Source organism: Streptomyces sp. NPDC087422 (assembly GCF_044744145.1).
Taxonomy (GTDB): Bacteria; Actinomycetota; Actinomycetes; order Streptomycetales; family Streptomycetaceae; genus Actinacidiphila.
Genome location: NZ_JBIUXT010000007.1, coordinates 70,287 through 95,753 on the forward strand (window position 1 = coordinate 70,287; position 25,467 = coordinate 95,753).

The following is a 25,467-nucleotide window of genomic DNA, read 5'->3' on the forward strand; positions in this document are numbered from 1 at the left end:
CCCGCAGCCCGTACCTCCGCCGTGCGCGCGGTTCCCCGCGCCCCTTCGGGGCCCTCCCGGCGCGGGTTCGGGGGCGGCGCCCCCGAGAGGCACCGCGGGTCCGCCCGGGACCGGGGAGTGGCGTCGCTCGAATACCTCGGAATGCTCCCGTTCCTGCTCCTGATCGCCCTCGCGGGCATCCAACTCGGCCTCGTCGCGTACTGCGGCGAACAGGCCGGCACAGCGGCCCGTACGGCGGCCAGGACCGCCGCGCAGGCGGGCCCGAACGGGGGAGAGGCGGCCGGCCAGCAGGCCGGCCAGGCGGCGGTGAGCGACTGGCTGACCGCGACGATCCGGTTCACGACGTCCGACACGACGACCGTGACCGCGCAGGCCACGGTGAAGGTCCCGTCCGTCCTGCCTGGCGTCAGCTTCTTCGACCCCGTGAAGCGCTCCGCCACCATGCCGAAGGAGGACACGACACGATGAGCCTCCGTGCCCGCCTCGCCGTCGAAGAGGCGACCCCGCAGACGCAGGAAGGCCACATGGTGGCCGTCTACCGCGCGAAACTGCTCCAGGAGATCGACCTCGCGGAGATGTCGGCGCTCGCGCCGGGCGAGCGCAGGGCCCGGCTGGAACGGGTGCTCGGCCACATCATCAGCCGCGAGGGCCCGGTGCTGTCCACGGCGGAACGCGCCGCGCTGATCCGCCGCGTGGTGGACGAGGCGCTCGGCCTCGGCATCCTGGAACCGCTGCTCGAAGACCCCACCGTCACCGAGATCATGGTCAACGGCCCCGACAAGATCTACGTCGAGCGCGGCGGCCGGGTCGAGGCGGTCGCCGCCCGCTTCTCGTCGGCGGAACAGCTCCTCCAGACCATCGAGCGGATCGTCTCCACCGTCAACCGCCGTGTGGACGAGTCGAATCCGATGGTCGACGCCCGGCTGCCGTCGGGCGAGCGCGTCAACGTCATCATCCCGCCGCTGTCTCTGACCGGACCCACGCTCACCATCCGCCGCTTCCCGCGCGCGTACACGCTCCAGGAGCTGATCGCCCTCGGGACGCTGGACGAGCACATGCTGTTGCTGCTCTCGTCGTTCGTGCGCGCGAAGTGCAACATCATCGTCAGCGGCGGTACGGGCTCGGGCAAGACCACGCTGCTCAACGCGCTGTCCGGGCTGATCCCCGACGGCGAGCGGATCATCACGGTCGAGGACGCGGCCGAACTCCAGCTCCAGCAGGAGCATGTGATCCGGCTGGAGTCGCGCCCGCCCAACGTCGAGGGCGAGGGCCGGATCACGATTCGCGACCTCGTACGCAACTCGCTGCGGATGCGCCCCGACCGGATCATCGTCGGTGAGGTCCGCGGCGGCGAGACCCTCGACATGCTCCAGGCGATGTCCACAGGACACGACGGCTCACTGGCCACCGTGCACGCCAACTCCGCCGAGGACGCGGTGCTCAGGCTCCAGACGCTCGCGTCGATGAGCGAGGTCAAGATCCCCTTCGAGGCGCTGCGCGACCAGATCAACAGCGCCGTGGACGTCCTCGTCCAGCTCAACCGCCACATCGACGGCACCCGCAGGATCGGCGAGATCGCCGTCCTGTCCTCCCGCGGCCGTGACGTCTTCCGGCTCACCTCCGCGACCCGCTTCCGCGCGGAACCGCTCGGCGTCGACCGCATCGTCCGCGGCTGGTACGAACACCGGCCCGTCCCGCGCGAGATCGCCGAGCGGCTCTACCTGTCCGGCGAACACGTACCCGCCGCCTTCGGCATCGGCGCGAGCGAACTCGAACTCGACAGCAGGGAGGCGAAGTGACCGCCGTTCCGCAAGAAATGACGGCGGTCGCGGCCCCGCCCGGCAGCGGTCTCCCGCACCTGGCAGCGAGCCCCGGATTCGCCTCGGGACCGTACCCGCTGCTCGTGCTCGGCGTCAGCGTGCTCGCCCTCGCACTGGCCGTGTGGGGCGGCCACGCCTGGCGCGGCGGCAGGGCCGACCGCGCCGCGCTCGTCGACCGGCTCGCCGGCGACTTCGGCGGCGGCCCCCGCGAATCGGCCTTCGCCGGACTCGACCGCCGCGTACGCCGCTACGCCTGGGGCCAGCGCCTCGCGGGCCGACTGGCCGCTACCGGAACGAACTTGACGCCAGGTCAGTTCACCGCGGCCGCGGTCGGCGTCGTCCTCGTCGCGTGGGTGCTCGCCGCGGCGGTCCTCGCCCCCTTCTTCGGGCCGATCGCCGCACTCATCGCGGGCTGGTCCGCGTACAGCTTCCTGGAGTGGCGCCGCCGCGTCCGTACCGAGCGCTTCATCGCCCAACTCCCCGAACTTGCACGCGTCCTGGCCAACGCCACCCAGGCCGGGCTCGCCCTGCGCACCGCCGTCTCCATGGCAGCGGAGGAGCTGGACGCGCCCGCGGGCGAGGAGCTGAAGCAGGTCGCGGACGCGATGGCGGTGGGCCACTCCATCGAGGACGCGCTGGCCGAGCTGCAACAGCGGCTGCCCAGCCGCGAGTTGGTCGTGCTGGTCTCCACGCTGGTGCTCTCCAGCCGCGCGGGCGGCTCCGTCGTCGAGTCGCTGCGCAACCTCACGGTCACCCTGGAGGAGCGCAAGGAGACCCGGCGCGAGATCCGCACCCAGATGTCCCAGGTCACCGTCACCGCCTACGCGGTCCCGGTCATCGGCATCGGCTCCCTGCTGCTCCTCAACCAGATCATGCCGGGCTCGCTCAGCGCCATGACCGGCTCCACCGTCGGCCGGATCTGCGTCCTGGTCGCCCTGGGCCTGTACGTGGTCGGCTTCGCGCTGATCCGCCGGATGTCGAGGATCGACGTATGACCGCGACCGTGCACACCTCACGCGGCAACCGGCCGGTGACCGGAGGGAATTCCCGATGCTCCTGATCGGCCTCGTCCTGGCGGCGGTCGTCGCCGCGGGCGTCGTCGGCGTCGTCCACGCCGTCGCACTCCTGCGCGCCGACGTGAAGCTCCCCGACGACCTGGCCCTCGCGCTGGAAGTCGGCAGGACCCGGACGACCCGTACCGGCAACGCCATCGACCGGATCGGCATCCGCTGGGCGCCGATGGTGATGCGGATGATGGGCCCGGCCCGGATCGCCAAAATGCGCGCCCGGATCGACCACGCGGGCCACCCGCACGGCCTCACCGTCGAGCGCTACGCCGCCCGCCGCGCCGTCTACGGCGGCCTCGGCGGCTTCGCGGCCCTGCTGCTGCTCGTCCAAGGGCACTGGATTCTGGCCCTGTTGCTCGCCGCGTACGCCTGGTGGTGGGCCGACCTCGGCATCTGGCTGGCCGTCCGCCGCCGCCGCGACGACATCGAACGCACCCTCCCCGACTTCCTCGACGTCCTCGCCGTCGTCGTCAGCGCGGGCCTCGGCTTCCGCCAGGCCCTGGAGCGCGTCAACGCCGTGTACCAGGGCCCCTGGTCGGACGAGATCCGGGTCGCCCTGCGTCAGATGGACGTCGGCGTCAGCCGCCGCGACGCCTTCGACCAGCTCCGCAGGCGCAACCGCAGCGACCAGGTCGGCCAGTTCGTCACCGCCCTCCAGCAGGGCGAGGAACTGGGCGCCCCGATCGCCCGCACCCTCCTCCAGATCGCCAACGACATGCGCCGCACCGAGGCCCAGAACGCCCGCCGCCGCGCCGCCCGCATGGTCCCGCGCGCCACCGGCGTCATCACCACCATCCTCGTCCCGGCGACCATGATCCTGCTGATCACCGGCACGATCATGGGCTCCCACATCCAGTTCGGCGACACCTTCGGCAGCGGCGGATGACGGGGCGGGTGACGGTTCGTACGCCGGGTCGGGTGCCGGCGCGGGTGTCGGAGTGGGCGCCGGCGCGGACGACCGGGCGGATGACGGTCGTGGCCGCCGGACGCGGCGGGCGCGTGACCGGTGACGATGAGCGGAGATGGCGGCCGATGACCGGAGATGAGCGGTTGATGACCTGGCGATTACCGTGATCCGCTGGCCACACAGTGTGATCAACCGGCATGCTGTAAGCGCCAATTGGCGCAGAACGGGCTGCGGATGTCCGAGGTTCGGGTGTACCTTTGCATTCGCAACCATATTTGCACCTGCAATCAGAACCGATCCGCTGCGGACGGCAACACGACCAGCGAGAGGCGGTGCGCCGTGGACACCTACCCCGACAGGTGGAACGCGGCCGTCGCACGCATCCGTCAGGTGACGAAGAATGGGGCGAACGATGATGAACAGGTGGGTAGTCCGGCGCTACACGGACACCGAGATCTGGCTGCGCGACCGCACGGACAGACTCGCGGCCCGGATCGCCGACCGGTCGGCGGACGGGTCGGCCGACAGGGGTCAGACGTCGTTCGAGTATCTCGGGATCGCGGTGGTGATCGCGGTGATCATCGGAGTGCTGGCGGGGACGACGGACATCGGCACGAAGATCAAGGACGGCATCAACTCGATGATCGACAAGATCACCGCCGGAAACGGCAAGTAGGCCGGTTCGGGGATGACCGCGGTCAGACCCTCGGCATCTACATCGTGTCCATGGCCGCGCTGTTCTTCCTGGCCTTCGCGTACTTCGCGGTCGGCCAGGCCGCGGTCGTCCGCAACTCCGCCCAGACCGCGGCGGATTCGGCGGCGCTGGCCGCCGCTCGCGCGGACCGTGATGCCGCGTCCGCCGACTTCCTCGCCGCACTGACCTCGGGCGACCTCGTCCAACTGGGCAAACTGCTGGCGAATTTGGGGTCGCACGACGCGGAGGCGTGCGCTGCCGCGTCCTCGTACGCCGGGCAGAACGACGCCGCCGTGGACGCTCCGGACGGCTGCGGCCGGGCCTCCGGCGTACCGCTCGGATACACCGTCTCCGTCACGACCCTGGGCACGGTCGGCACCTCGGTGGTCGACGGCACCGAGACCAAGCACGCCAAGGCCACCGCCACCGCGGTGGTCGAACCGCGCTGCGGACTTGGCGACAAGGACGGCAACGCGATCGGATTCATCTGCAACGGCGACCATGTGACGGTCGATCCGACGGCGGGCGGCTTCGTGCTGGACCTGTCGACCTTCTACACCGTCCACTTGAGCAAGTGACGGCGGCCGAGCGATGAGGGAACGGGGAACGATGCGATACGGGCACAGGGCGACGATTGCGGTGGCGTTCGCCGCCGGTGCCGCCATCACGCTGGCGGGTTGCGGTGGCGGAGGCGGCGGCGGTGACAAGGCGGACAACAAGCCGTCCACCTCCGCGAGCGCGTCGAAGAACCCTGGATCGAGTGGCGGTGACACCGCCGCGCCGAGCGCCACCGCGACCCAGGTCCTCGCCCAGATCAAGGGTGAGAGGGACATCGAGGTCACCATCAACTCGGCTGTGCGGGACTCCGGCGGATTCGTCACGGTCCAGGGGGTTGTCACCAACAACGGCACGAACATCTTCAACGCGGACAACTGGGTCGGCAACGAGACCGCGCTGTCCTCGTCCGGCGCGTCGGTCGCGGGCGCGGTCCTCGTCGACGAAGCCGGAAAGAAGCGCTACTACGTACTGCGCGACACGGACGGCAAGTGCCTGTGCACGATGAAGCTGCTGAGTGTCCAGCCCAAGGAATCCCGCCCCTTCTTCGCGCAGTTCCCCGCCCCGCCGGAAGCCACCACCCAAGTGTCGTTCGAGCTGCCGACGATGCCGCCCGCGAAGATCACGATCTCGGAGGGGTGAGGACGATGAAGCGCAACGCGTCGCCGCCCGGGGCGGCATCCCGCGCCGGAGGGCAGCGGGCCGCCCTGTCCGCGGGCGTGGTGATCGTGCTCGTGCTGGCCGCCGGGACGGTGGCCGGGGGGACCGCGGCCGTGGCCGACACGAATCCGCCGCCCACGGCCGGTGACAGCACGCCGACGGCCCCCGTGCGGATCGACCCGACGTCGCCAGGACTCAGGCTGCCGGAGGGCTCGACGCTGGCGCCGGCGAAGGTCCTGGACATCGTGTCCGTGACGGACGAGTCGTCGACGAAGGCGAGCCAGCCGGAGCAGCGGCAGGAGACGTCGAACTCGACGGTCACCTACGCGCTCCAGTCGGAGGTGCTGTTCAAGAAGGACAGCGCCGTGCTGTCGCCCACGGCGACCTCGCGGATCCAGGCCATCGCGGACGACATCACCGCACGCCATGTGACGTCACCCATCCGGGTGTTCGGGTTCACGGACAATCTCGGCAGCTCCGAGCACGGCATGGTGCTCTCGAAGCAACGCGCCGACGCCGTTTACCAAGTCCTGGCAACGGAAATGGGCAGCGCCGGTGACCCGTCCCACACGTTTCAGGTCCGTGGGTACGGCGAGGACTACCCGATTGCCGACAATTCGTCCGAAACCGGACGCAGTCAGAATCGCCGCGTCGAGATCACTTTCACGCCACCTGCCGCGTAACGTGCTGAGCGGTCGCTCTGACGCGGTACGGTGTAACTCCCCCCCTCGGGCCGGTTCGCTCTCCCCCCCTGCGAACCGGCCCGTTTTTCTTTTCCCGCACCCGCACCCGCACCGCACGCGCGCGGCCCCCATAGGCCGCCCCCGCAGGGCCCCCGCGAACACCCCCCTCAGCCCGCCTCCACCCCCGCCGCCCGCAGCGGCCGGTAGGCCAGCCCCAGGCTGCGGTAGAGCCGCAGCGCCGGGGCGTTGGAGTCGTCGACGATCAGGGCGGCGGTGCCGTGAACGGCCAGCGCCTCCGCGACGACGAGCGCGCAGACCTCGCGGGCCAGCCCCCGGCCGCGCGCCGCCGCGGCGGTCGCGACCCCCGCCACGTACCCGACCGTCGGCGCGCACCAGGTGAGCGCGGCGACCGCGGCCAGGCGCCCGTCCACGCGGGCCCCGGCCCACCGGTCCCGCGCGCCGGGGCGGCCGGGGTAGGCGTACGAGGCGGGGAAGGCGGTGTCCAGCAGGGCGCCCACCTCCGGGGCGGCGCTGTCCGGAAGCCACCGGGCGGAATCGTCTCCCGAGGGGACGGGCCCGACCGGCGGCCCCGTACGGTCCATCCAGCCGAAACCGGCCACCGGCCGCAGCGAGGGCGCCGCGCGCACGACCGTGTCGATCAACTCCCGGTCGCCGAGCGGCCGATAGCTCGGGCCGACCTCGCGCAGCACCTCGCGTACGAGCGGGACGGCGTCGTCCGCGGGGCCGGTGACCGCGAGCCGGTCGAGCAGCGACAGGTTCGGCGCCGCCACCGCGACCGCCGCGCCGCGGACGAAGGCCCGGCCCGCGCTCAGGTCCTGCGCCGCCCAGCGGCACAGCGAGTCGTCGGTGGGCAGGTCGCGGAGGCGGCCGATCTCGTGGGTGGAACGGGCGGAAGAGGTCGCGGGCATTCCGCATGCCTATCAAGGAGATGCGGGCCGCCGCATCGTAGATTGCCCGCATGCGGAACAAAACGGCGAAAAGCCGCCGGTATTCGCTCACCGGCGCCGCCCTGACCTGCCTGGTCCTGGCCACCCTCTCCGCCTGCTCGGTCGGCGCCGGAGCCCCGGACGGCTGGCGCTATCTGCGGGCCGACCCGCTGGCGGTCGCGGTCCCCAAGACCTGGCAGGACGTGCGCGGCGGGGCGGTGCTGCGCGGCCCTGACGGCCGTACGGACGCCGAGGTCGCCGTCAGCGCCAATCCGGGCGCCGGCGGTCCCCCCGACAAGGCGACGGCCACCGCCCTCGCCACCGCCCGCAAGGAGTCGCTGGACTTCGACGGCCAGCCCGGCCAGGTCCTCAGCTACGTCCAGGCCGCCCCCGACGGCCGCCCCGCCGCCCGCGTCGAGGTCCGCCTGCACGACTACGAGGGCCACCCGGTCACCGTCCGCGCCTGGACGGCCGACGGCGCGGCCGACCCGATGCTGCTGCGCCGGATCATCGACAGCATCGAATTCGCCACCGACCCGAACCGCTAGGGCGTGTCCGGCCCCTCGCCCACGTCCGCCGCCAGCCGCACCCCCTTGCGCACCCCCCACCGCGCCAGCGCGCCCGCCTCCGCCTCCAGGACGTGCCGGGCCAGCAGTCGGGGGCGGCCGACGCGGCCGGGCGGCATCGTACGGACGGCCAGGACGCGCAGCCGGCGGTCCAGATAGGCGACGTCGATCGGAAACCGCATCCGTACGGTGTGCACGCTGGAGGCCGGGGTCAGCAGCAGGGCGCCCTCGATCCCGTCCAGGCCGAGCAGCCCGCGGGTCCGCGCCCGGTACGACGCGGCGACCCGCAGCGGCACCTCGGCGTCGGGCGTACGCAGCGTGCCGTCACCGTCTCGCCAACGTCGGCGCATGGCCACTCCCCGGGGTGCTCGATCAGGCGGCAGGTGACGCGGTACGGGCCCCGTTACGGGTCCGCGGCGGCCGTGTACGGTCGGCCCGGTGCATGTCTATCCGATCGTGGCCGCCGCCGTGTGGGGAATCGTCAGCGGCCTGCCGCTGCCGCGCGCCGCCTACCGGTTGGCCGTCCCCTCAGGTGAGCCGTGGGCGGCGCACTGCCCCGAGGGTCACCCGCTGCCCGAGGGCATACGCGGCTGGCTCGGACCGGCGCGCTGCCCGCGCTGCGCCGAGCGCGGCTCCTACGGCTCCTACGGGCCCGCCGTCGTCCTCGCCCTCGCGTGCGCGCTCGCCTGCGCCGGACTGGCCGCCAGGGTGGGCGCCCACCCCGAACTCGTCGTCTGGCTCCTGCTGGTGCCGCTCGGCCTCGTCCTCGGCCGCGTCGACCTCAAGGTCTTCCGGCTCCCGGACGTCCTCACCTTCCCCGCCTTCTTCGGCACCGCCGCGCTGCTCGGTCTCGCCGCCCTGCTTCCCGATCACCGGGGCTCCTGGCCGCGCGCCCTGTTCGGCGCCCTCGCCGTCGGCTTCGTCTACCTGCTCCTCTTCCTCGTCAACCCCGCCGGCATGGGCTTCGGCGACGTCAAACTCGCCCCCACTCTCGGCCTCGCCCTCGGCTGGTACGGCTGGCCCACCGTCTTCACCGGCACGTTTCTCGGCTTCGCCCTCGGCGCCGTCATCGGCCTCGCCCTCATCGCCACTCGGCGCGCCACCCGCAAGACCCCACTGCCGTTCGGGCCCTTCATGCTCCTCGGCACCCTCACCGCCCTCCTGCTCACCCCCTGAGCCCCCCTCAGTCCCCGCCCCCCTGTCCGCCCGCCCTCCGCAAGACGATGCCCCCCCCCAGGGGCGCGGGGAACTGCGCGCTCGCCCTGCGCAAGGCCAGGCTTTTCAGGGGCGCGGGGAACTGCGCGCTCAGCCCCCACCGGCCCGGTGGTCGGGAGACCACCGAACTGCCCCTCCGGGCCCGGTGGTGACGCGCAGCCATCGCCGTGGCCGGCCGCGCAGTTCCCCGCGCCCCTGAAAAACGCGGCGTACCGCCCGGCGCAGCCGCAGGCCCGGGGCCCGAGCCCCGAAAGAAAGGGGGGTGCCCCCCTCCGCCCGGTGAGGGGCGAAAGGGGGCACCCCCTTTAAACGGAAGCGAGCCGCAGGCTAGGCCTCGCTGCTGACCGACCAGAGGTTGACCCCCTCCGGCTCCACCGCGTGCGCGTCGATGGAGGAGAGCTCCTCGGCGGTGAGGGGGGCGGCGCCGACGGCGGCGACGTTGGCCTCGAGCTGGGCGACGGATGAGGCGCCGATGAGGGCGGAGGTGACACGGGGGTCGCGCAGCACCCAGGACAGGGCGAGCTGGGCGAGCGACTGGCCGCGCGCGGCGGCGATGTCGTTGAGGGCGCGCAGCCGGCCGATGGTCTCGTCGTTGACGAGGCCGGGGTTGAGGGACTTGCCCTGGGCGGCCCGCGACCCCTCGGGGATGCCGCCGAGGTAACGGTCGGTCAGCAGCCCCTGGGCGAGCGGCACGAAGCCGATGCAGCCCATGCCCTCCTCCTCCAGGACGTCCAGCAGGCCCTCGTCCTCGATCCACCGGTTGATCATGGAGTACGAGGGCTGGTGGATCAGCGCGGGCACCCCCAGCTCGCGCAGGATGCGCGCGGCCTCCCGCGTACGGTCGGGACCGTACGAGGAGATGCCGACGTAGAGCGCCTTGCCCTGCTGGACGGCGGTCGCCAGCGCGCCCATCGTCTCTTCGAGGGGCGTGTCGGGGTCGAAGCGGTGGGAGTAGAAGATGTCGACGTAGTCGAGGCCCATGCGGGACAGGGACTGGTCGAGGGAGGACAGCAGGTACTTGCGCGAGCCCCATTCCCCGTACGGTCCCGGCCACATGTCGTAGCCCGCCTTGGTGGAGATGACCAGTTCGTCGCGGTAGGGCCGGAAGTCCTGGGCGAAGAGGGTGCCGAAGTTGGCCTCGGCGGCGCCGTACGGCGGGCCGTAGTTGTTGGCGAGGTCGAAGTGCGTGACGCCGAGGTCGAACGCGCGGCGCAGGATGGCGCGCTGGGAGTCCAGGGTGCGGTCGTCGCCGAAGTTGTGCCACAGACCCAGGGAGACGGCGGGGAGCTTGAGGCCGCTGCGGCCGGTCCTGCGGTACTCCATCGAGTCGTAGCGCTCGTCGGAGGCGCGGTAAAGGGAACGAATATTCACGGTCTCTGCTTATCACGCGGGGGTGTCGGCCCCGCCTCCCCGGTTCGTCCGCGAGCCCTTGTGCGCAGTAGTGTGGCCGCCGGGCGACAGGCCCAGGAGGGGCTGGTGTGCGATGAATCTGCGCGACCTGGTGTACGGGCTGTACTCCCGCAGGGTGGAACGCCGGCTGGACGTGGCGCAGGGCCCCAAGCACATCGGCGTGATCCTGGACGGCAACCGGCGCTGGGCCAAGGCGTCCGGCGGCAGCCCCGAGCAGGGGCACAGGGCCGGGGCCGACAAGATCTCCGAAATGCTCGGCTGGTGCGAGGAGACCGGTGTCGAGGTGGTCACGCTGTGGCTGCTGTCCACCGACAATCTGGACCGCCCCGCCGACCAGTTGGTGCCGCTGCTGGGCATCATCGAGGACGCGGTGCGTGAACTGGCCGCGACCGGCCGCTGGCGCGTGCACCACGTGGGCACCATGGACCTGCTGCCCGCGCACACCCAGTCGGTGCTCAAGGAGGCCGAGCAGGAGACGCACGCGCTCGGCGGCCTGCTGGTGAACGTGGCGGTGGGCTACGGCGGCCGGCAGGAGATCGCCGACGCCGTACGGTCGCTGCTGCACGAGCACGCGGGGCGCGGCACCACCATCGAGGACCTGGCCGAGATCCTGGACGTCGAGCACATCTCGGAGCACCTCTACACGCGCGGCCAGCCCGACCCGGATCTGGTGATCCGCACCTCGGGGGAGCAGCGGCTGTCCGGCTTCATGCTCTGGCAGAGCGCCCACTCGGAGTACTACTTCTGCGAGGTCTTCTGGCCCGCCTTCCGCAAGGTGGACTTCCTGCGGGCGCTGCGCGACTACGCGGCCAGGCACCGGCGCTACGGCACCTGACGACTCCGTACCGGCGCGCCGGTACGGAAGACCCCGTGTAGCCCCTGCCGCGCGGGGCGCGGTGTGGGCCGTACGGGGGGTGTGGGGGCGGCCTGAATCCGGTGCCGCGAGGGCTGGACGACGGCGTGCGGAGGCCGGTTTCTCCCGCGTAATGGCCGGTGAGCGGTCGGTGACCGGGCGATGACCGTCGGATGACTGTCATATGCATTCGCATGGGCGACGGTTTTCCAGGGCATATCACTGGGAGACCGGCATCCGGCCCATGGTTGCCGGTACCGCAGTTCGACCTCTCCCGAGGGGGTTCGTCCACACGTGGTGACCAGCAAGAATCGCCGTGACAACGACCGGCGCACGTACGTACTCGACACCAGCGTGCTGCTCGCAGACCCCAATGCCATCGCCCGCTTCGACGAGCACGAGGTTGTGCTGCCGGTCGTCGTGGTGACGGAGTTGGAAGCCAAGCGCCACCACCCGGAACTCGGCTACTTCGCCCGCCAGGCGTTGCGGCTGCTGGATGAGTTCCGGATCCGCTACGGCCGTCTGGACGCACCGATTCCGATCGGTGACGTCGGTGGCACGCTGCGTGTCGAGCTCAACCACTCGGATCCCGGGGTGCTCCCCGCCGGATTCCGGCTCGGTGACAACGACTCGCGCATTCTGGCGGTCGCCCGCAATCTGCAGGCCGAGGGGTACGACGTCACCGTCGTCTCCAAGGATCTGCCGCTGCGGGTGAAGGCGTCCTCCGTCGGCCTGCTGGCCGAGGAGTACCGGGCCGAGCTGGCGATCACCTCGGGCTGGACGGGAATGGAGGAACTGCTGGTCGGGGCGGACGAGGTGGACACCCTCTTCGCGGAGGAGTCCATCGCGCTGCCCGAAGCGGCCGAGCTGCCGGTGCACACCGGCCTGGTGCTCCAGTCCGAGCGCGGCAAGGCGCTGGGCCGGGTCACCGAGGACGGCCGGGTGCGGCTGGTGCGCGGCGACCGCGAGGCGTTCGGCATCCACGGCCGCAGCGCGGAACAGCGGATCGCGCTCGATCTGCTGCTCGACCCCGACGTCGGCATCGTGTCGATGGGCGGGCGCGCGGGTACCGGCAAGTCCGCGCTGGCCCTGTGCGCGGGCCTCGAAGCCGTCCTGGAGCGCCGTCAGCACCGCAAGGTGATGGTCTTCCGGCCGCTGTACGCGGTCGGCGGCCAGGAGCTGGGCTATCTGCCCGGCAGCGAGGCGGAGAAGATGAGCCCCTGGGCTCAGGCCGTCTTCGACACGCTGTCGGCCGTGACGTCCAAGGAGGTCATCGAGGAGGTCGTGGCGCGCGGCATGCTGGAAGTGCTGCCGCTGACCCACATCAGGGGCCGTTCGCTGCACGACGCCTTCGTGATCGTCGACGAGGCCCAGTCGCTGGAGCGGAACGTCCTGCTGACCGTCCTGTCGCGGATCGGCGCCGGATCGCGGGTGGTCCTCACCCACGACGTGGCGCAGCGCGACAACCTCCGGGTGGGCCGTTACGACGGTGTCGTGGCGGTGGTGGAGAAGCTGAAGGGCCATCCGCTGTTCGCCCACATCACCCTCAACCGCTCCGAGCGGTCGCCGATCGCCGCTCTCGTCACCGAGATGCTGGAGGACGGCGGGGCCTGACCGGGGCACGGCCCCCGAATGGCGGGGGGCCTGAAGTGTCCGGATTTACTGAGTGATAGCGTGAGTTGAGGCTGCTGCGCCCGGCGTGAAGGGCGCAGCAGCCTAGCGTTTTACGGGGTCCGCCGCTCGGATTTACCCTCCTCCGCAGCGTGTGAGCTTTGCCACTCAACCGGAAATTGCCGCGCGGCGTCCGCGTACGGCAGGGTGTGAGGCTGTCAGGCCCCGCTTATGGCACTCCTACACCCTCAGGGGTGTGGGAAGAGCAGCTCCACACAAATCCACATCGACCGCCATGAGCCGCCCGAGCACCACGCGGGACTCCTCCGGGAGTTCGCACCGGGCCAGTGCCCCCGTGACCGACCGGCCCGTATTGGCGGACCGGCAGGAAGGGGACCGTGCCAGGGGCACGATTTCGTCCGTGAGGTCACCCATCGGGCGATGCTGGAAGGAAACCGTGTGAGCCGGATCTCGGTCCGGGGACTCGCGGTGGCTTCGGCCACTGCGGTCACCACTGTGGGCGCCGTCGTAGGCGTCGCGTCGGGCGCCGACCAGGGCTCTTCCGAGCCTGTCGAAGCAGCCGGCACGACGACCCTCCTTGCGGACATTCCCGCTGGGCAGCAGATTCAGCAGGCTTCGCTGACCGAGCAGGTGCAGGCGCAGTCGGACGCCGCCGATGCCACGGCCCGGCAGTCCGCTGAGCAGACCGCCCGCGTCCAGGCGGCCAAGGACGCCGCCGCCAAGAAGAAGGCGGCGGACGAGGCGGCTGCCAAGGAGAAGCAGCGCAAGCTCGAAGAGGCCGCCAGCCGGGGCGGTGGCGACTCACGTGCCACGTTCCCCGTCACGGCCTCGTACACGGTGGCGCAGGTCAAGGCGATGGCGCAGACCATCGTCGGCGGCGACCAGTTCGCGTGCTTCTCCAACATCGTCTCCCGCGAGAGCGGCTGGAACTACACGGCGACCAACCCCTCCTCCGGGGCGTACGGCCTGGTTCAGTCCAACCCCGGTTCGAAGATGGCCTCGGTCGCCTCGGACTGGCGGACCAATCCGGCCACGCAGATAAAGTGGGGCCTCAACTACATGAACAGCCGGTACGGCAGCCCCTGCGGCGCCTGGTCGTTCTGGCAGAGTCACAACTACTACTGAGCCGACGGCGCCCAGCCGTCAGGCGGCAGTGCGCGGTATCTCTCCGCAAGCCCCCGAGCCCTCAGGGCCGGGGGCTTGTGCGTGTCCCGGAACGGGGTAGGCGCGGGGAGGATGTGGGAGGCAACCCTCCTCGCGAATAACATCGTCATTCTCAGCAGTTCCACAGATGGTCGACGGGGTCAGGGGAGAGCAATGCCGGACAAGCGCCACTGGAGCGCCGTACTGGCCTCCGGGCTGGCCAATATCGCCGGACGGATCGACGAACGCCAGGCGGCGGTGAACGCGAGCCGCGGCGTCGGCGCCGCGATCGAGGACCCGCGCCGCGACTCCTCGGACGCCGCTCCCGCCACCGACCCCTCCGCCGGTGCGGACCGGGGGGCCGACACGCCCGACGCGGCCTCCGAACCGGGCGGCGGGAAGCGTACGGCGAAGGCCGCCGGTGCGGGAGGCGGGGCCGTCGCGCCCCCGCCCGTCGTCGTCGTGCCCGCGCCGCGCGCGCCGCAGCCCGATCCGGTGTCGGCCGTGCCGTGGAGCATGCGCGTCGGCGCCGAGGTCGGCTGGCGGCTGCTGGTGCTCGCGGGCACCGTCTGGGTGCTGATGCGGGTGATCGGCGCCGTACAGCTCGTGGTGCTGGCCTTCACCGCCGGCCTGCTGATCACCGCGCTGCTCCAGCCGTTCGTCGCCCGCCTCAAGCGGCGCGGTGTGCCGCGCGGGGTGGCGACGGCCATGGTCTTCGTCGGCGGCTTCGTCATCATGGGCCTGGTCGGCTGGTTCGTGGTCTGGCAGGTGATGGACAACATCAGCAATCTGTCGACCAGCCTCCAGGACGGCGTCAACGAGGTGAAGAAGTGGCTGCTCAACAGCCCCTTCCACGTCACCGACGACCAGATCAACCAGGTCGCCAAGAACCTCCAGGAAGCGATCGGCTCCAACACCAAGGCGCTGACCGACGCCGGGCTCCAGGGCGTCACCGTCATCGTCGAACTGCTCACCGGCATACTGCTGGCGATGTTCAGCACGCTGTTCCTGCTCTACGACGGGCCGAACATCTGGAACTGGTTCCTCAAGCTGTTCCCCGACGCGGCCAGGGACGGGCTGGCCGGCGCCGGTCCGCGCGCCTGGCGCACCCTCACCCTGTACGTGCGCGGCACGGTGATAGTCGCCCTCATCGACGCCATCTTCATCGGCGTCGGCATCTTCTTCCTCGGCGTGCCGATGGCCGTGCCGCTGGCCGTGGTCATCTTCCTGTCGTCCTTCGTGCCGCTGGTCGGCGCCGTCGCCTCCGGCTTCATCGCGGTCGTCGTGGCCCTGGTCACCCAGGGGCCGTTCACCGCGCTGATGGTGCTGGTCGTCGTGCTCGCCGTCCAGCAGATCGAGGGGCACATCCTCCAGCCCTTCATCCTCGGCCGCGCCGTCCGCGTCCACCCGCTGGCCGTCGTCCTGTCCGTCGCCGCCGGTTCGATGATCGCGGGCATCGGCGGCGCCGTCGTCGCCGTGCCGCTGGTCGCGGTCGGCAACACGGTGGTCGGCTACCTCAGGGCCCACACCAAGGAGCGGGCGGCGGCCGCAGCCGGTCCGCACGGCGCGACGGCCTACGAGATCGCCCCGGTCACCACCCGTCAGCCCCCGGCGGACCCGGAGGCCCCGGCCTCGGGCGGCCCGACACCGGACGGCCCCGGTCCCGAGGGTTCCGGTCCCGAGGGTTCCGGTCCTGAGGGTTCCGGTCCTGAGGGTTCCGGTCCTGAGGGTTCCGGTCCCGAGGGCCCCGGCCCGAACGGTCCCGGCCCGGACGACCGGGACCCCTCCCACGAGGACGACCACACTCACGAGGGCGCGTCCGCCTAACAGCGCCCCCGCGACCGCCCCCGCCTCCGACCGCCCCCGCGTCCCCCCTCCGGACGCGGGGGCGGTCGCGTCGTTCGCCCTTCGCCCTTCGCCCTATTCGGTCCGCAGACCGTCCGGCCGCATCAGCCGCCACAGCGGCGGCAGGCTGAGGAGGGTGACGGCCAGGACGACGGACGCGCCGATCGCCGACATCTGGGCGACGATCGCCCAGTCGACGTGGAACGTACGGCCGACCATCGCCAGGAGCGCGGCGCCGAGCCCGAGCCCGCCGACACAGGCGAGGACCAGGCCGAGCGCCATCGGAATGGCCGTCTGCCACAGCACCGACCAGGCCAGAGCGGTGCGCCGGGTGCCGAAGGCGACCAGGACGGCGAGCAGCTTCTTGCGGTCGCGGAGCTGCTCCAGCATCGTGACCAGCAGGCTGGCGCCGATCAGCGCCATGGTGATGGCCGCGCCCACGAACAGGCCGCGCCGCAACTGGCCGTACTGCGTCTGCGTGGTGCTGTCGCTCACGGCCGAGACGGTGACCGTCGGGCCGAGCGCGGCCCCGGTGTTGCGCAGGTACTCCACCGCGTCCCGCTTGCCCGCGTCGAGGTTGACCATGACGACGGCCGTGGGATCGGCCAGCTTCGACTGGTCGACGGCCTCGGGGGTCAGCAGGACGCCCCAGTTGGTCTGACCGCGCGGGTCGGTCCGCGCCGTGACCGAACGGGCGTCGGACGGGACCGTCCACAGCCGCGGAGCGCCGGTGTACGGCAGGGCGCCGGTGTTGAGGTCGAGGCGCTTGCCGGGCTTGGCGTACTTGGCCAGGTCCGCGTTGGACGACGCGCCCCACTGCTCGTTGTTGGGCACGATGTAGACGCTGCCCGCCCCGCAGGAGCCGATGTCGGCCATCTGCCGCAGCGTGTCGCAGTCGGCGACCAGCAGCGGGATGTAGGCGGTCTCGGCGTCGGGGCCGAGCTTGCTGGCGTCCGGCTGCGTGGCCCGCGTGTCGATGAAGCCGTACGCCCGCGCCACGCCGGGCGTCGCCCGGACCTTCGCGGTGTAGTCGACCGCCTGCCGCGCGTCGGCGGTCGGCGCGCTGACGGTGGCCTGGATACGGGACGTGTCGGCGCCCGTGGAGTGCACGAAGGTGTCGTTGACGCCCGCGAAGAGCATCTGGAGCGCGATGGCCCCGGCGACCGCGACCGTGACGCCGCTGACCATCCGCGCCGATCCGTTGCTGTTCAACTGGAGCCTGCGGGTGGCCAGTTGCCAGGCGACCGGCCCGCCGCGCAGCCGTCCGACGACGGCCTCCACGACCCAGGGCAGCACCGTGGTGACACCGAACAGCAGCAGCACCGCGCCCGCCGCGGTCTGGTACTCGTTGACATGCGCGTCGCTGCCGTTGACCGAACCGAACAGCGGGACCAGCAGGCCGATGCCGACCAGCGGCACCAGCAGCCGCCACCACAGGGTGCGGCGCCGGCCGAGCCCCTGGCGGACCACGCCGAGCGGTTCGATCGCCGTGCCGCGCAGGCTGACCAGGGTCACGGCGACGGCCGCCACCGGGACCGCCAGCACGATCAGCGTGGTGAGCGCCGCGTTCGGCGTCATGTCGGCGGGAAAGGCGCTGATGTCGTGGATCGTGAAGTGCGAGGCCAGCTGCCGACCGGTGAAGAAGAACACCGCGCCCAGCACCAGCCCGAACAGCGACCCCAACAGGGCTTCCCCCGCGGCGATTCTGCGGGTCATCCGGATGTCCGCGCCGACCAGCCGCATCGCCGCCAGCCGCCGGTCCCGCCGCTCGCCGCCCAGCCGTACCGCCGCGCCGACGAAGACCGCGACCGGCAGCAGCAGCACCACCAGCATGACGACCAGCAGCAGCGTCAGCACCGGGCTCATCGCCTCGGACGGGGCGTGGTAGCCGTACGAGGTGACCCGCGTGGCGTTGCCGTGCCCGTAGTTCTCGTCACGGGCGGTGAGCTGATCGCTGCCCGCGTAGTACAGCAGCTCGCTCGGGCCCATCAGCCCGGCTTCCCCGACGGTGCCGGTGATCTTGTACGGGATGCGCTCGCGCAGCAGCGGCGTGGAGTTCAGCAGCTTTCGCAGCGCGGGGGAGACCACCATCTCCCCGGCGCCCGGCAGATGGGCGACGCCGGGCGGCGAGGGCGCCTTGGCCCCCTCGGCCTGGAGCAGCGAGCCGCCGATCTGCGAGTCCCGGTAGACGGTCCTGACGTCGGCCACCAGGAGCGAGCGGTCGGACGGCTTGGCGATGAACGTGGCGGAGGAGGTGTCGCGGGCCACCCGCTTCTGCTCCCGCGTGTCCAGCATGGCCGGTACGGCGGCGGCGAGCAGCAGCAGCGCCACGCCGAGCCCGACGCCGACGGCGGTCAGCACCGTACGGGTCCAGCCCTCGCGTCCGCCGCCCGCCGCGAAACGCGCGCCGAGCGCGAGGTCGCGCGCCCAGGTCCGCACGCCGGCCGGCTGGTCCGGTGCCTCGGTGCCGTGAGGTTCGCGGCTGTTCATGACACCCGCTCCATGTCGCGCGACTTCCCGTCCCGCACGACGATCTCCCGGTCGGAGTAGGCGGCCACCCGTGCTTCGTGGGTGACCAGGACGACGGCGGCGCGGGTGTCGTGCGCGGCGTCGGTCAGCAGCCGCATCACCCGCTCGCCGTTGAGCGAGTCCAGCGCGCCGGTCGGCTCGTCGGCGAAGACGACCCGCGGGCCGCCGACCAGCGCGCGCGCCACCGCGACGCGCTGGCCCTGGCCGCCGGAGACCTCGCCGGGCCGCTTGTCGGCGATGTCGGCGACCTCCAGGCGCTCCAGCCACTGCGCCGCCTGCTGCTCGGCCGGCCTGCGCTTGGCGCCGCCGAGCCGCATCGGCATCGCCACGTTCTCCAGGCAGGTCAGCTCGGGTACGAGCTGGCCGAACTGGAAGACGAAGCCGAAGTCGGCGCGGCGCAGCGCGCTGCGCTCGCCGTCCGACATGGCCGACAGGTCGCGTCCCCGGTAGCGCACCTGGCCGGAGTCGGCCTTCACGATGCCGGCCAGGCAGTGCAGCAGGGTCGACTTGCCCGACCCCGAGGGGCCCATGACCGCGACGACCTCGCCGGGCCTGATGCTGAAGTCGGCGCCGTCCAGCGCCGGGGTCGGGCCGTACGCCTTGCGCAGTCCCGCGGCCACCAGCAGCGGCTCGGGTCGGGGCTCGGTCGACGCGTTCATTTGGCCACCTCCGCGGCGAGCTGGTCGAGACGGGCGGCGGTCAGCTCCAGCCACCGCAGATCCGCCTCCAGATGGAACAGGGCGTGGTCGCAGATGAGCTGGTCCGCCAGGTCGCCCGCCGACTTGCGCCGGGTGAGGTCGCGCATCAGCCGCAGGTGCTCGGCGCGCTGGGTGTCGAGCAGGTCGGCGGCCGGGCGGCCGGTCAGCAGCGCCAGCACGACCTTCGTGTACAGCGTGGTCTGGAGGTACGGCTCCGGCTTCTCCGGCTGCGTCAGCCACGTCTCGACGTCCGTGATCCCCGCTTCGGTGATCGCGTACCGCTTGCGCTCGGGGCCGCCGCCCGGCTCTATGCCGTCCACCTCGACCAGGCCGTTCTTCAGCAGCCTGGCCATCGTCGAGTAGACCTGCCCATAGGCCAGCGGGCGGTCGTGTCCGAACCGTTCGTCGAATGCGCGCTTGAGGTCGTAGCCGTGGCGCGGGCCGGACTCCAGGAGTCCGAGCAGGGTGTGCCCAATTGACATGCGGAGCACTGTACACCACGGGTATACACACCATGTATACGCACCGGAGCGCTGCCTTCCGCCGCCGTGCGGTGGTGTCGGGAGGGGGCCGGTGGCGGGCGGGGCCTACGTACCGGCCGACGGCTTCGGGGGCCGGCCGCGGCGGGGGAGGGGGCGGGTCGCGCTGGGCAGGCGGCCCGCCTCGGCGAGGGCGCGGCGCAGCAGGAACTCGATCTGCGCGTTGGTGCTGCGCAGCTCCGCCGCCGCCCAGGACGCGAGGGCGTCGTGAACGGCGGGGTCGAGCCGCAGCAGCACCTGCTTGCGTACGGGGCGGGCGGCGGTCTCCCCGCCGCCCGCCCCGTCGGGCCCGTCGTCGGGCGCGGAGGAGGTCACTGGTAGAGGGTGCCCGTGTTCAGGACCGGCTGCGCGGCGCGGTCACCGCAGAGCACGACCAGCAGATTGCTGACCATGGACGCCTTGCGCTCCTCGTCCAGTTCGACGATCCCCTGCTCGGCGATCCGGGACAGCGCCGACTCGACCATGCCGACCGCGCCGTCCACGATCGTCTGCCGGGCGGCCACGATGGCCCCGGCCTGCTGCCGCTGAAGCATCGCGGAGGCGATCTCGGGCGCGTAGGCGAGGTGTGTGAAGCGGGATTCGATGATCTTCACACCGGCCGACTCGACGCGGGCGGCGATCTCGGCGGACAGCCGCTCGGTGATGTCCTCGGAGTTGCCGCGCAGCGAGATCGACTGGCCGTCGTGGGCGTCGTACGGGTAGTTGGTCGCGATGTGCCGGACGGCGGTGTCGGTCTGGATGCTCACGAACTGGACGTAGTTGTCGACCTCGAAGGTCGCCTGCGCGGTGTCCCTGACCTGCCAGACCACGACCGCGGCCAGTTCGATCGGGTTGCCGTACGCGTCGTTGACCTTCAGTGTCGAGGTCTCGTGGTTGCGCAGCCGGGTGGAGATCTTGCGGCGGCTGGTGAAGGGGTTCACCCAGCGCAGGCCGTCCTGCCGGATGGTGCCCTGGTAGCGCCCGAAGAGCTGGCACACCCGCGCCGAGCCCGGCGCGACCTGGGTGAGGCCGAACAGGGTGATGAACGCGCAGAGGACGACCACCGCGCCCGCGACGATCAGCGTGGTCGCGAGGGCGCCGGGGTGGTCCTTGGCGTGCACCGCGCCCGCGACGATCAGCGCCACACCACCGGCCACCACCACCAGCGCGAGCAGCAGAAAGGGCAGACCGGGCATGCCCACCGCCCGTCGCTCCTGCACCCGCGGCGCGGGCATGTCCGGTGCGTCGACGGCGAGCTGTGGTTTCTGGTCCGACATGGCGGGTCCCCGTTCCTCCGAAAAAGTGTCTATCAAAGAGATATCACATTTTCGGGAAACCCAAACCTTGGCAAAGCCTCGAACCCGCACCGGACCCGCACCTGACCCGCCCCCGGACACGATGCAGCCCCGGGGCACGGGACATGATCACGTGCCTCGGGGCTGCGCTTCGGTGGCGTCAGCCGGTCTTGACCTCACCGGCGATCCGGTCGCCCAGCGACTGGTCGACATTGCGCCAGTACGTCAGCGCCCGCTCCAGCACCGGCGCGCTCACCCCATCGCTGAGGTGGCCCGCCACGTTCGACACCAGCCGGGCGCGCGCCGCGTCGTCCAGCACCTCGCGCACCATCGTGCCCGCCTGCCCGAAGTCGTCGTCCTCCGCGTGCAGCGCGTACGCCTCGCGCACCATCTCGCCCGCCGCCCGCCAGCCGGTGACCTCCCCGTACGCCTGCGGCGAAGCGGCCGGTCCGCCGTACGAGTTGGGCGCGTACGGCGCCCCCGCGTTCGACGGCTCGTACCGCATCGGGCCGTCCTTGGCATAGGAGTTGACCGGCGAGTGCGGGCGGTTCGGCGGGAGCTGGGCGTAGTTGGGGCCGATCCGGTACCGGTGCGTGTCCGGGTACGAGAACAGGCGGCCGAGCAGCATCTTGTCCGGGGACGGGCCGATGCCCGGCACCATGTTCGAGGGCTCGAACGCCGCCTGCTCGATGTGGACGAAGTAGTCCTCGGGGTTGTGGTCCAGCGTCATCCGGCCGACCTCGATCAGCGGGTAGTCGCCGTGCGGCCACACCTTCGTCAGGTCGAACGGGTTGAAGCGGTAGTCCGCCGCGTCCTCGAACGGCATGACCTGCACATACAGCGTCCACGACGGGTGGTCGCCGCGGTCGATGGACTCCCACAGGTCCTGCCGGTGGTAGTCGGCGTTCTGGCCCGCGAGGGTGTCGGCGTCCGCCTGGGTGAGGAAGTCGATGCCCTGGTCGGTCTTGAAGTGGTACTTCACCCAGAACTTCGTGCCGCCGCCGTTGACCCACATGTACGTGTGCGAGCCGTAGCCGTTCATGTGCCGGTACGACTTGGGGATGCCGCGGTCGCCCATCAGCCACGTCACCTGGTGCGCGGACTCCGGCGAGAGCGTCCAGAAGTCCCACTGCATGTCGTTGTCGCGCAGCCCGTTGTCCGGGCGGCGCTTCTGCGACCTGATGAAGTCCTGGAACTTGATCGTGTCGCGCACGAAGAACACTGGCGTGTTGTTGCCGACCAGGTCGTAATTGCCGTGCTCGGTGTAGAACTTCAGCGCGAAGCCGCGCGGGTCCCGCCACGTGTCCGGGCTGCCCTGCTCACCCGCGACCGTCGAGAACCGCGCCAGCATCTGCGTGCGCTTGCCCGGCTGGAACAGGTCCGCGCGGGTGAACTGGCTGACGTCGTTGGTCACTTCGAACCGGCCGTACGCCCCGCTGCCCTTGGCGTGCACCACCCGCTCGGGGACCCGCTCCCGGTTGAACTGGGCCATCTTCTCGATCAGGTAGTGATCCTGCAGCAGGATCGGCCCGTCGGCCCCCACGGTCAGCGAGTGCTCGTCGCTCTCGACCGGGATACCGGCGTTGTTGGTGGTGTACGGGGTGCTCATCGAGAGTGTCCTCACGCTCGGGAGTCGTATGACCTCGCTGCTCCCCACCTTCCCACCGAATATGCCTGTCGGCACGCTGAGCCACCTTGCGGTGACCCTCGGTCACGCTGGTGGCCGAGTCGGCTCGCCCCTGTCCGGGGGAGGTCACTGCGGGAGCCCTCTTGCGTCAGCTCACCGCGCGGCTGAACGTGGGTGGGAGCCCTCTTGCGTCAGCTCACCGCGCGGCTGAACGTGGGTGGGAGCCCTCATGCGTCAGCTCACCGCGATCCCCTTTTTTTGCCGCCCTCTCGCCTCCGGCGGCTTAAATCCGGTGTCGACAGTCGATCGTGCTCGCTCCCTCGTTCCTCGGTCGCTGTGCGCGTTCTCCCTTTCAACACCGGCGCCGCCTTCGGCTCGCTGGCTACCGGCGAACCCACCTCACGCAAACGCACCCCACCGGCGAACCCCACCGCGCAGCGGTGACTGGCGGCGCGGCCCTAGATCGGGAGCTCGAACCACACCACCTTGCCCGCGCCCAAGCGGGTGGCGCCCCAGCGTTGGGCCATGCGGTTGACGAGGTAGAGGCCGCGGCCACCTTCCTCCTCCGGGGCGGCGTGGCGCATGCGCGGCAGAAGAGGCGCGTCGTCGCCGACTTCGCAGCGCAGGACGTCGGTGCGCAGGAGGCGCAGGGTGATGGGGCGCTCGGCGTAGCGCACGGCGTTGGTGACGATCTCGCTGACCAGGAGTTCGGCGGCGTCGGACTGGTCCTCGAGGTCCCAGCGGCGCAGGGCCTGGCGGATCAGGCGGCGGGCGCGGCCGGGCGTCTGGGGGTGCGGCTCCAGGAACCAGTAGGCGACGTCGCTGGGCGAGATGCCGTCGAAGCGCGCGGCGAGCAGGGCGATGTCGTCGTCGCGGTCGCCGGGGCCGAGGATCTCCAGCACCTCGTCGCACAGCGGCTCCAGCGGCGGCGGCGAGACCACGCTGGCGGCGTCGTGCAGCCGTTCGCGCAGCAGCTCGATGCCGCCCCACACGTCACGGCTGCGGGACTCGACCAGGCCGTCGGTGTAGAGCAGCAGGGTCGCCCCGGCGGGGGCGGGCAGCTCCACGGCCTCGAAGGGCACCCCGCCGACGCCGATCGGCGCGCCGGGCGGCACGCGCAGCACCTCGGCGAGACCGTCGGCGTGCAGCAGCACCGGCGGCGGGTGGCCCGCGTTGGCGACCACCAGCCGGTGGGCGATCGGGTCGTAGACGGCGTAGACGCAGGTCGCCATGCGGTCCTGGCCGAGCCGCTGGGCCTGTTCGTCCAGGTGGTAGAGGACTTCCTGGGGCGCCAGGTCGAGCCCGGCCAGGGTCTGGACGGTGGTACGGAGCTGGCCCATGATCGCCGCGGAGGTCATGGAGTGGCCCATGACGTCACCGACGACGAGCGCCACCCGGCTGCCGGGCAGCGGGATCGCGTCGTACCAGTCGCCGCCGACACGCGCGGACTCGGCCGCCGGAAGGTATCTGCTGGCGAGCTGGACGCCGGTCGGCTGCGGCAGCGAGTCCGGCAGCATCTCGCGCTGGAGGGCGTCCGCGATGTACGCCTCGCGGCCGTAGAGCACGGCCTTGTCGACGCCGAGCGCGGTGTGCGTGGCGAGCTGGGCGGCCACCAGCAGGTCGTCCGCCTCGAAGGGCGTACGGTCCGCGCGCCGCAGCAGCACCGCGGCGCCGATCACCCGGCGACGGCCGCGCAGCGGTGCCAGCAGGGCGCGGCGCCCGGTCGGCATGCCCGGCAGCGGCGCATCGCTGTGGTCGGGGCGGCCGAGGAGTTCGGCGAGCGCGTCGGCGGCGCGCGGGGAGTCGGCGAAGACCGGCCGTACGCCGCGCAGCACTTCCGCCAGCGGCCCGTCGAGCAGCACCGCGATGGACTCGGCGGCGCCGCCGTACGACGACTCCAGGGCGGGCAGCAGCGGCGCCGCGCCGACCGGGGCGGTCGCGGTCGCCAGCGGGTCCGCGGGCTCCTCCAAGCCGCCGTCTGCGCGCCGCAGCCGCAGCCGCAGCGGCCCGGACGGCCGCTCGTCGCCGACCGGCAGCGGGTCGCGCAGATAGACCAGGATCGCGTCGGCGAAGGCGGGCACCGCCGAGCGGCACAGGCCGAGCAGGATCTCGTCGAGGTCGAGCCCGCGGGCGATCCGCCGGGTCGCGGCGCCCACGTATCGCAGCCGGTCGGCCTCGGGACCGGTCTGCACGGGCATCGGGATGCGCATCCCCACAGAATCCTCGTCGCCGGGGTGTCCCGCCGCTTCCAGCGGTGTGCCGCGCGGCGGAGTGCTGACGAACGACGCCAGCGACTCGCCCTCCGGCGGCGCCGTCCAGCCGGAGCCGTGCGTCGGGATGGGCGGCAGCGGCGGCAGGTGCGGCTCCACGGCGCGCGAGGGTCCGCGCGGGGTCTCGGGGGCGGATCCGCCGGGTATGGCCGAGGGCCGGTCCGCGCCGGGGCGGTCGGTGGCGGGGCGCTCGGCCGCCGGGTGGTCGGCGCCGGGGCGCTCGGCCGGCCTGCCTTCCGGCTCGTTCTCGTCGTGCGGGCGGGCCCCACCGGGGCGCGGGGGTGTGGCGGAGGCCGCCGAGGCCAGGCCGCGCGCCGACTCGAAGTCGCGGGCGGCGCGGGGCAGCTCGTGGTGGCCCGTGGCCGAGCCGAGGCCCGCAGCGGTACTCGGCCCCGAAGGCGTCTCGGGTACGGCGAAGCCGCCACGCGGGTCCGGTGGGGTCGCGGCGTGGTTCCTGGGCGTACGGGGCGGGTCCGTGGTCACGCGAGTCGTTCCATCCGTCTGTGCGCCACGCGCTGGCCGCGGCGGGTCGG

General features: G+C 71.9%; 23 protein-coding genes and 1 pseudogene. 14 read left to right on the plus strand and 10 right to left on the minus strand.

What is annotated here, in order from left to right:
• Positions 1–117 precede the first annotated feature (117 nt).
• The 8 genes and pseudogenes from ACIO6U_RS22855 to ACIO6U_RS22890 all read left to right on the plus strand — a co-directional run bounded on the left by ACIO6U_RS22855 (position 118) and on the right by ACIO6U_RS22890 (position 6,386).
• The gene (locus tag ACIO6U_RS22855; protein WP_355347869.1) at positions 118–468 is read left to right on the plus strand and encodes a TadE/TadG family type IV pilus assembly protein; all 351 of its coding nucleotides are present in this window, start codon (positions 118–120) and stop codon (positions 466–468) included.
• Positions 465–1,799, plus strand: a complete 1,335-nt coding sequence (locus tag ACIO6U_RS22860) for a CpaF family protein (protein WP_355347872.1) — start codon at positions 465–467, stop codon at positions 1,797–1,799. The genes ACIO6U_RS22855 and ACIO6U_RS22860 overlap by 4 nt, the downstream gene beginning before the upstream one ends.
• The gene (locus tag ACIO6U_RS22865) at positions 1,796–2,815 is read left to right on the plus strand and encodes a type II secretion system F family protein (protein WP_401721724.1); all 1,020 of its coding nucleotides are present in this window, start codon (positions 1,796–1,798) and stop codon (positions 2,813–2,815) included. Before ACIO6U_RS22860 ends, ACIO6U_RS22865 begins: the two co-directional genes overlap by 4 nt.
• A 55-nt stretch (positions 2,816–2,870) precedes the next feature.
• Positions 2,871–3,773, plus strand: coding sequence for a DUF5936 domain-containing protein (locus ACIO6U_RS22870; protein ID WP_355347874.1), 903 nt, complete (start codon positions 2,871–2,873; stop codon positions 3,771–3,773).
• A gap of 436 nt (positions 3,774–4,209) precedes the next feature.
• Complete coding sequence (locus tag ACIO6U_RS22875; RefSeq protein ID WP_391049164.1) at positions 4,210–4,470, plus strand: Flp family type IVb pilin; 261 nt, start codon at positions 4,210–4,212, stop codon at positions 4,468–4,470.
• Between the two features lie 32 nt (positions 4,471–4,502).
• A pseudogene (locus ACIO6U_RS22880) lies at positions 4,503–5,066 on the plus strand (pilus assembly protein TadG-related protein); the annotation flags it as partial.
• Between the two features lie 31 nt (positions 5,067–5,097).
• The gene (locus ACIO6U_RS22885; protein ID WP_401721727.1) at positions 5,098–5,685 is read left to right on the plus strand and encodes a hypothetical protein; all 588 of its coding nucleotides are present in this window, start codon (positions 5,098–5,100) and stop codon (positions 5,683–5,685) included.
• 5 nt (positions 5,686–5,690) lie between these two features.
• Positions 5,691–6,386, plus strand: a complete 696-nt coding sequence (locus ACIO6U_RS22890) for an OmpA family protein (RefSeq protein WP_391049167.1) — start codon at positions 5,691–5,693, stop codon at positions 6,384–6,386.
• 167 nt (positions 6,387–6,553) lie between these two features.
• Here ACIO6U_RS22890 and ACIO6U_RS22895 read toward each other — a convergent pair whose 3' ends face one another.
• A complete protein-coding gene (locus ACIO6U_RS22895) occupies positions 6,554–7,315 on the minus strand; it encodes a GNAT family N-acetyltransferase (RefSeq protein ID WP_401721730.1) in 762 nt (253 codons plus the stop codon).
• Between the two features lie 50 nt (positions 7,316–7,365).
• Here ACIO6U_RS22895 and ACIO6U_RS22900 point away from each other — a divergent pair, with 50 nt between their 5' ends.
• Positions 7,366–7,881: a hypothetical protein gene (locus tag ACIO6U_RS22900; protein ID WP_401721732.1), complete on the plus strand. Its 516-nt coding sequence runs from the start codon at positions 7,366–7,368 to the stop codon at positions 7,879–7,881.
• Here ACIO6U_RS22900 and ACIO6U_RS22905 read toward each other — a convergent pair.
• Positions 7,878–8,249: a DUF192 domain-containing protein gene (locus tag ACIO6U_RS22905; RefSeq protein WP_355347892.1), complete on the minus strand. Its 372-nt coding sequence runs from the start codon at positions 8,247–8,249 to the stop codon at positions 7,878–7,880. The two genes, ACIO6U_RS22900 and ACIO6U_RS22905, sit on opposite strands and share 4 nt — an antisense overlap.
• A gap of 88 nt (positions 8,250–8,337) precedes the next feature.
• Here ACIO6U_RS22905 and ACIO6U_RS22910 point away from each other — a divergent pair, with 88 nt between their 5' ends.
• Positions 8,338–9,075 (plus strand): prepilin peptidase, encoded by a 738-nt coding sequence (locus ACIO6U_RS22910; protein WP_401721735.1) that lies wholly within the window; start codon positions 8,338–8,340, stop codon positions 9,073–9,075.
• A gap of 366 nt (positions 9,076–9,441) precedes the next feature.
• Here the strand turns inward: ACIO6U_RS22910 and mgrA are convergent, their stop codons facing one another.
• Positions 9,442–10,485 (minus strand): L-glyceraldehyde 3-phosphate reductase, encoded by a 1,044-nt coding sequence (gene mgrA / locus ACIO6U_RS22915; protein WP_355347898.1) that lies wholly within the window; start codon positions 10,483–10,485, stop codon positions 9,442–9,444.
• Positions 10,486–10,597: 112 nt separating this feature from the next.
• Between mgrA and ACIO6U_RS22920 the strand changes: the two genes are divergently transcribed.
• From ACIO6U_RS22920 to ACIO6U_RS22935, 4 genes are all read left to right on the plus strand, one after another.
• Positions 10,598–11,359 (plus strand): isoprenyl transferase, encoded by a 762-nt coding sequence (locus ACIO6U_RS22920; RefSeq protein WP_355347900.1) that lies wholly within the window; start codon positions 10,598–10,600, stop codon positions 11,357–11,359.
• Between the two features lie 312 nt (positions 11,360–11,671).
• Complete coding sequence (locus ACIO6U_RS22925; RefSeq protein WP_355347904.1) at positions 11,672–12,991, plus strand: PhoH family protein; 1,320 nt, start codon at positions 11,672–11,674, stop codon at positions 12,989–12,991.
• A gap of 438 nt (positions 12,992–13,429) precedes the next feature.
• Positions 13,430–14,134, plus strand: a complete 705-nt coding sequence (locus ACIO6U_RS22930) for a transglycosylase SLT domain-containing protein (RefSeq protein ID WP_355347907.1) — start codon at positions 13,430–13,432, stop codon at positions 14,132–14,134.
• A gap of 192 nt (positions 14,135–14,326) precedes the next feature.
• Positions 14,327–15,979, plus strand: a complete 1,653-nt coding sequence (locus tag ACIO6U_RS22935; protein WP_401721740.1) for an AI-2E family transporter — start codon at positions 14,327–14,329, stop codon at positions 15,977–15,979.
• A gap of 93 nt (positions 15,980–16,072) precedes the next feature.
• Here ACIO6U_RS22935 and ACIO6U_RS22940 read toward each other — a convergent pair whose 3' ends face one another.
• The 7 genes from ACIO6U_RS22940 to ACIO6U_RS22970 all read right to left on the minus strand — a co-directional run bounded on the left by ACIO6U_RS22940 (position 16,073) and on the right by ACIO6U_RS22970 (position 25,417).
• Positions 16,073–18,487 (minus strand): FtsX-like permease family protein, encoded by a 2,415-nt coding sequence (locus tag ACIO6U_RS22940; protein WP_391161696.1) that lies wholly within the window; start codon positions 18,485–18,487, stop codon positions 16,073–16,075.
• Complete coding sequence (locus tag ACIO6U_RS22945) at positions 18,484–19,185, minus strand: ATP-binding cassette domain-containing protein (RefSeq protein WP_391049189.1); 702 nt, start codon at positions 19,183–19,185, stop codon at positions 18,484–18,486. The genes ACIO6U_RS22940 and ACIO6U_RS22945 overlap by 4 nt, the downstream gene beginning before the upstream one ends.
• Positions 19,182–19,706, minus strand: a complete 525-nt coding sequence (locus ACIO6U_RS22950) for a PadR family transcriptional regulator (RefSeq protein WP_355347919.1) — start codon at positions 19,704–19,706, stop codon at positions 19,182–19,184. The genes ACIO6U_RS22945 and ACIO6U_RS22950 overlap by 4 nt, the downstream gene beginning before the upstream one ends.
• 105 nt (positions 19,707–19,811) lie before the next feature.
• On the minus strand, positions 19,812–20,078 hold the full coding sequence (locus ACIO6U_RS22955) for a hypothetical protein (RefSeq protein ID WP_355347922.1): 267 nt from the start codon (positions 20,076–20,078) through the stop codon (positions 19,812–19,814).
• Positions 20,075–21,019 (minus strand): SPFH domain-containing protein, encoded by a 945-nt coding sequence (locus tag ACIO6U_RS22960; protein WP_355347925.1) that lies wholly within the window; start codon positions 21,017–21,019, stop codon positions 20,075–20,077. Before ACIO6U_RS22960 ends, ACIO6U_RS22955 begins: the two co-directional genes overlap by 4 nt.
• 178 nt (positions 21,020–21,197) lie before the next feature.
• Entirely contained in the window at positions 21,198–22,646 is a 1,449-nt protein-coding gene (locus ACIO6U_RS22965; RefSeq protein WP_355347928.1) for a catalase, read from the minus strand.
• Positions 22,647–23,122: 476 nt separating this feature from the next.
• The gene (locus tag ACIO6U_RS22970) at positions 23,123–25,417 is read right to left on the minus strand and encodes a SpoIIE family protein phosphatase (protein ID WP_401721745.1); all 2,295 of its coding nucleotides are present in this window, start codon (positions 25,415–25,417) and stop codon (positions 23,123–23,125) included.
• Positions 25,418–25,467: the final 50 nt, after the last annotated feature.

Bases quoted from the DNA above. Each gene is read 5' to 3' on its own strand.
- ACIO6U_RS22860 (WP_355347872.1), top strand. From the start codon at position 465: ATGAGCCTCCGTGCCCGCCTCGCCGTCGAAGAGGCGACCCCGCAGACG.
- ACIO6U_RS22870 (WP_355347874.1), top strand. From the start codon at position 2,871: ATGCTCCTGATCGGCCTCGTCCTGGCGGCGGTCGTCGCCGCGGGCGTC.
- ACIO6U_RS22875 (WP_391049164.1), top strand. From the start codon at position 4,210: ATGAACAGGTGGGTAGTCCGGCGCTACACGGACACCGAGATCTGGCTG.
- ACIO6U_RS22885 (WP_401721727.1), top strand. From the start codon at position 5,098: ATGCGATACGGGCACAGGGCGACGATTGCGGTGGCGTTCGCCGCCGGT.
- ACIO6U_RS22890 (WP_391049167.1), top strand. From the start codon at position 5,691: ATGAAGCGCAACGCGTCGCCGCCCGGGGCGGCATCCCGCGCCGGAGGG.
- ACIO6U_RS22895 (WP_401721730.1), bottom strand. From the start codon at position 7,315: ATGCCCGCGACCTCTTCCGCCCGTTCCACCCACGAGATCGGCCGCCTC.
- ACIO6U_RS22900 (WP_401721732.1), top strand. From the start codon at position 7,366: ATGCGGAACAAAACGGCGAAAAGCCGCCGGTATTCGCTCACCGGCGCC.
- ACIO6U_RS22905 (WP_355347892.1), bottom strand. From the start codon at position 8,249: ATGCGCCGACGTTGGCGAGACGGTGACGGCACGCTGCGTACGCCCGAC.
- ACIO6U_RS22920 (WP_355347900.1), top strand. From the start codon at position 10,598: ATGAATCTGCGCGACCTGGTGTACGGGCTGTACTCCCGCAGGGTGGAA.
- ACIO6U_RS22930 (WP_355347907.1), top strand. From the start codon at position 13,430: ATGCTGGAAGGAAACCGTGTGAGCCGGATCTCGGTCCGGGGACTCGCG.
- ACIO6U_RS22935 (WP_401721740.1), top strand. From the start codon at position 14,327: ATGCCGGACAAGCGCCACTGGAGCGCCGTACTGGCCTCCGGGCTGGCC.
- ACIO6U_RS22940 (WP_391161696.1), bottom strand. From the start codon at position 18,487: ATGAACAGCCGCGAACCTCACGGCACCGAGGCACCGGACCAGCCGGCC.
- ACIO6U_RS22945 (WP_391049189.1), bottom strand. From the start codon at position 19,185: ATGAACGCGTCGACCGAGCCCCGACCCGAGCCGCTGCTGGTGGCCGCG.
- ACIO6U_RS22950 (WP_355347919.1), bottom strand. From the start codon at position 19,706: ATGTCAATTGGGCACACCCTGCTCGGACTCCTGGAGTCCGGCCCGCGC.
- ACIO6U_RS22960 (WP_355347925.1), bottom strand. From the start codon at position 21,019: ATGTCGGACCAGAAACCACAGCTCGCCGTCGACGCACCGGACATGCCC.
- ACIO6U_RS22965 (WP_355347928.1), bottom strand. From the start codon at position 22,646: ATGAGCACCCCGTACACCACCAACAACGCCGGTATCCCGGTCGAGAGC.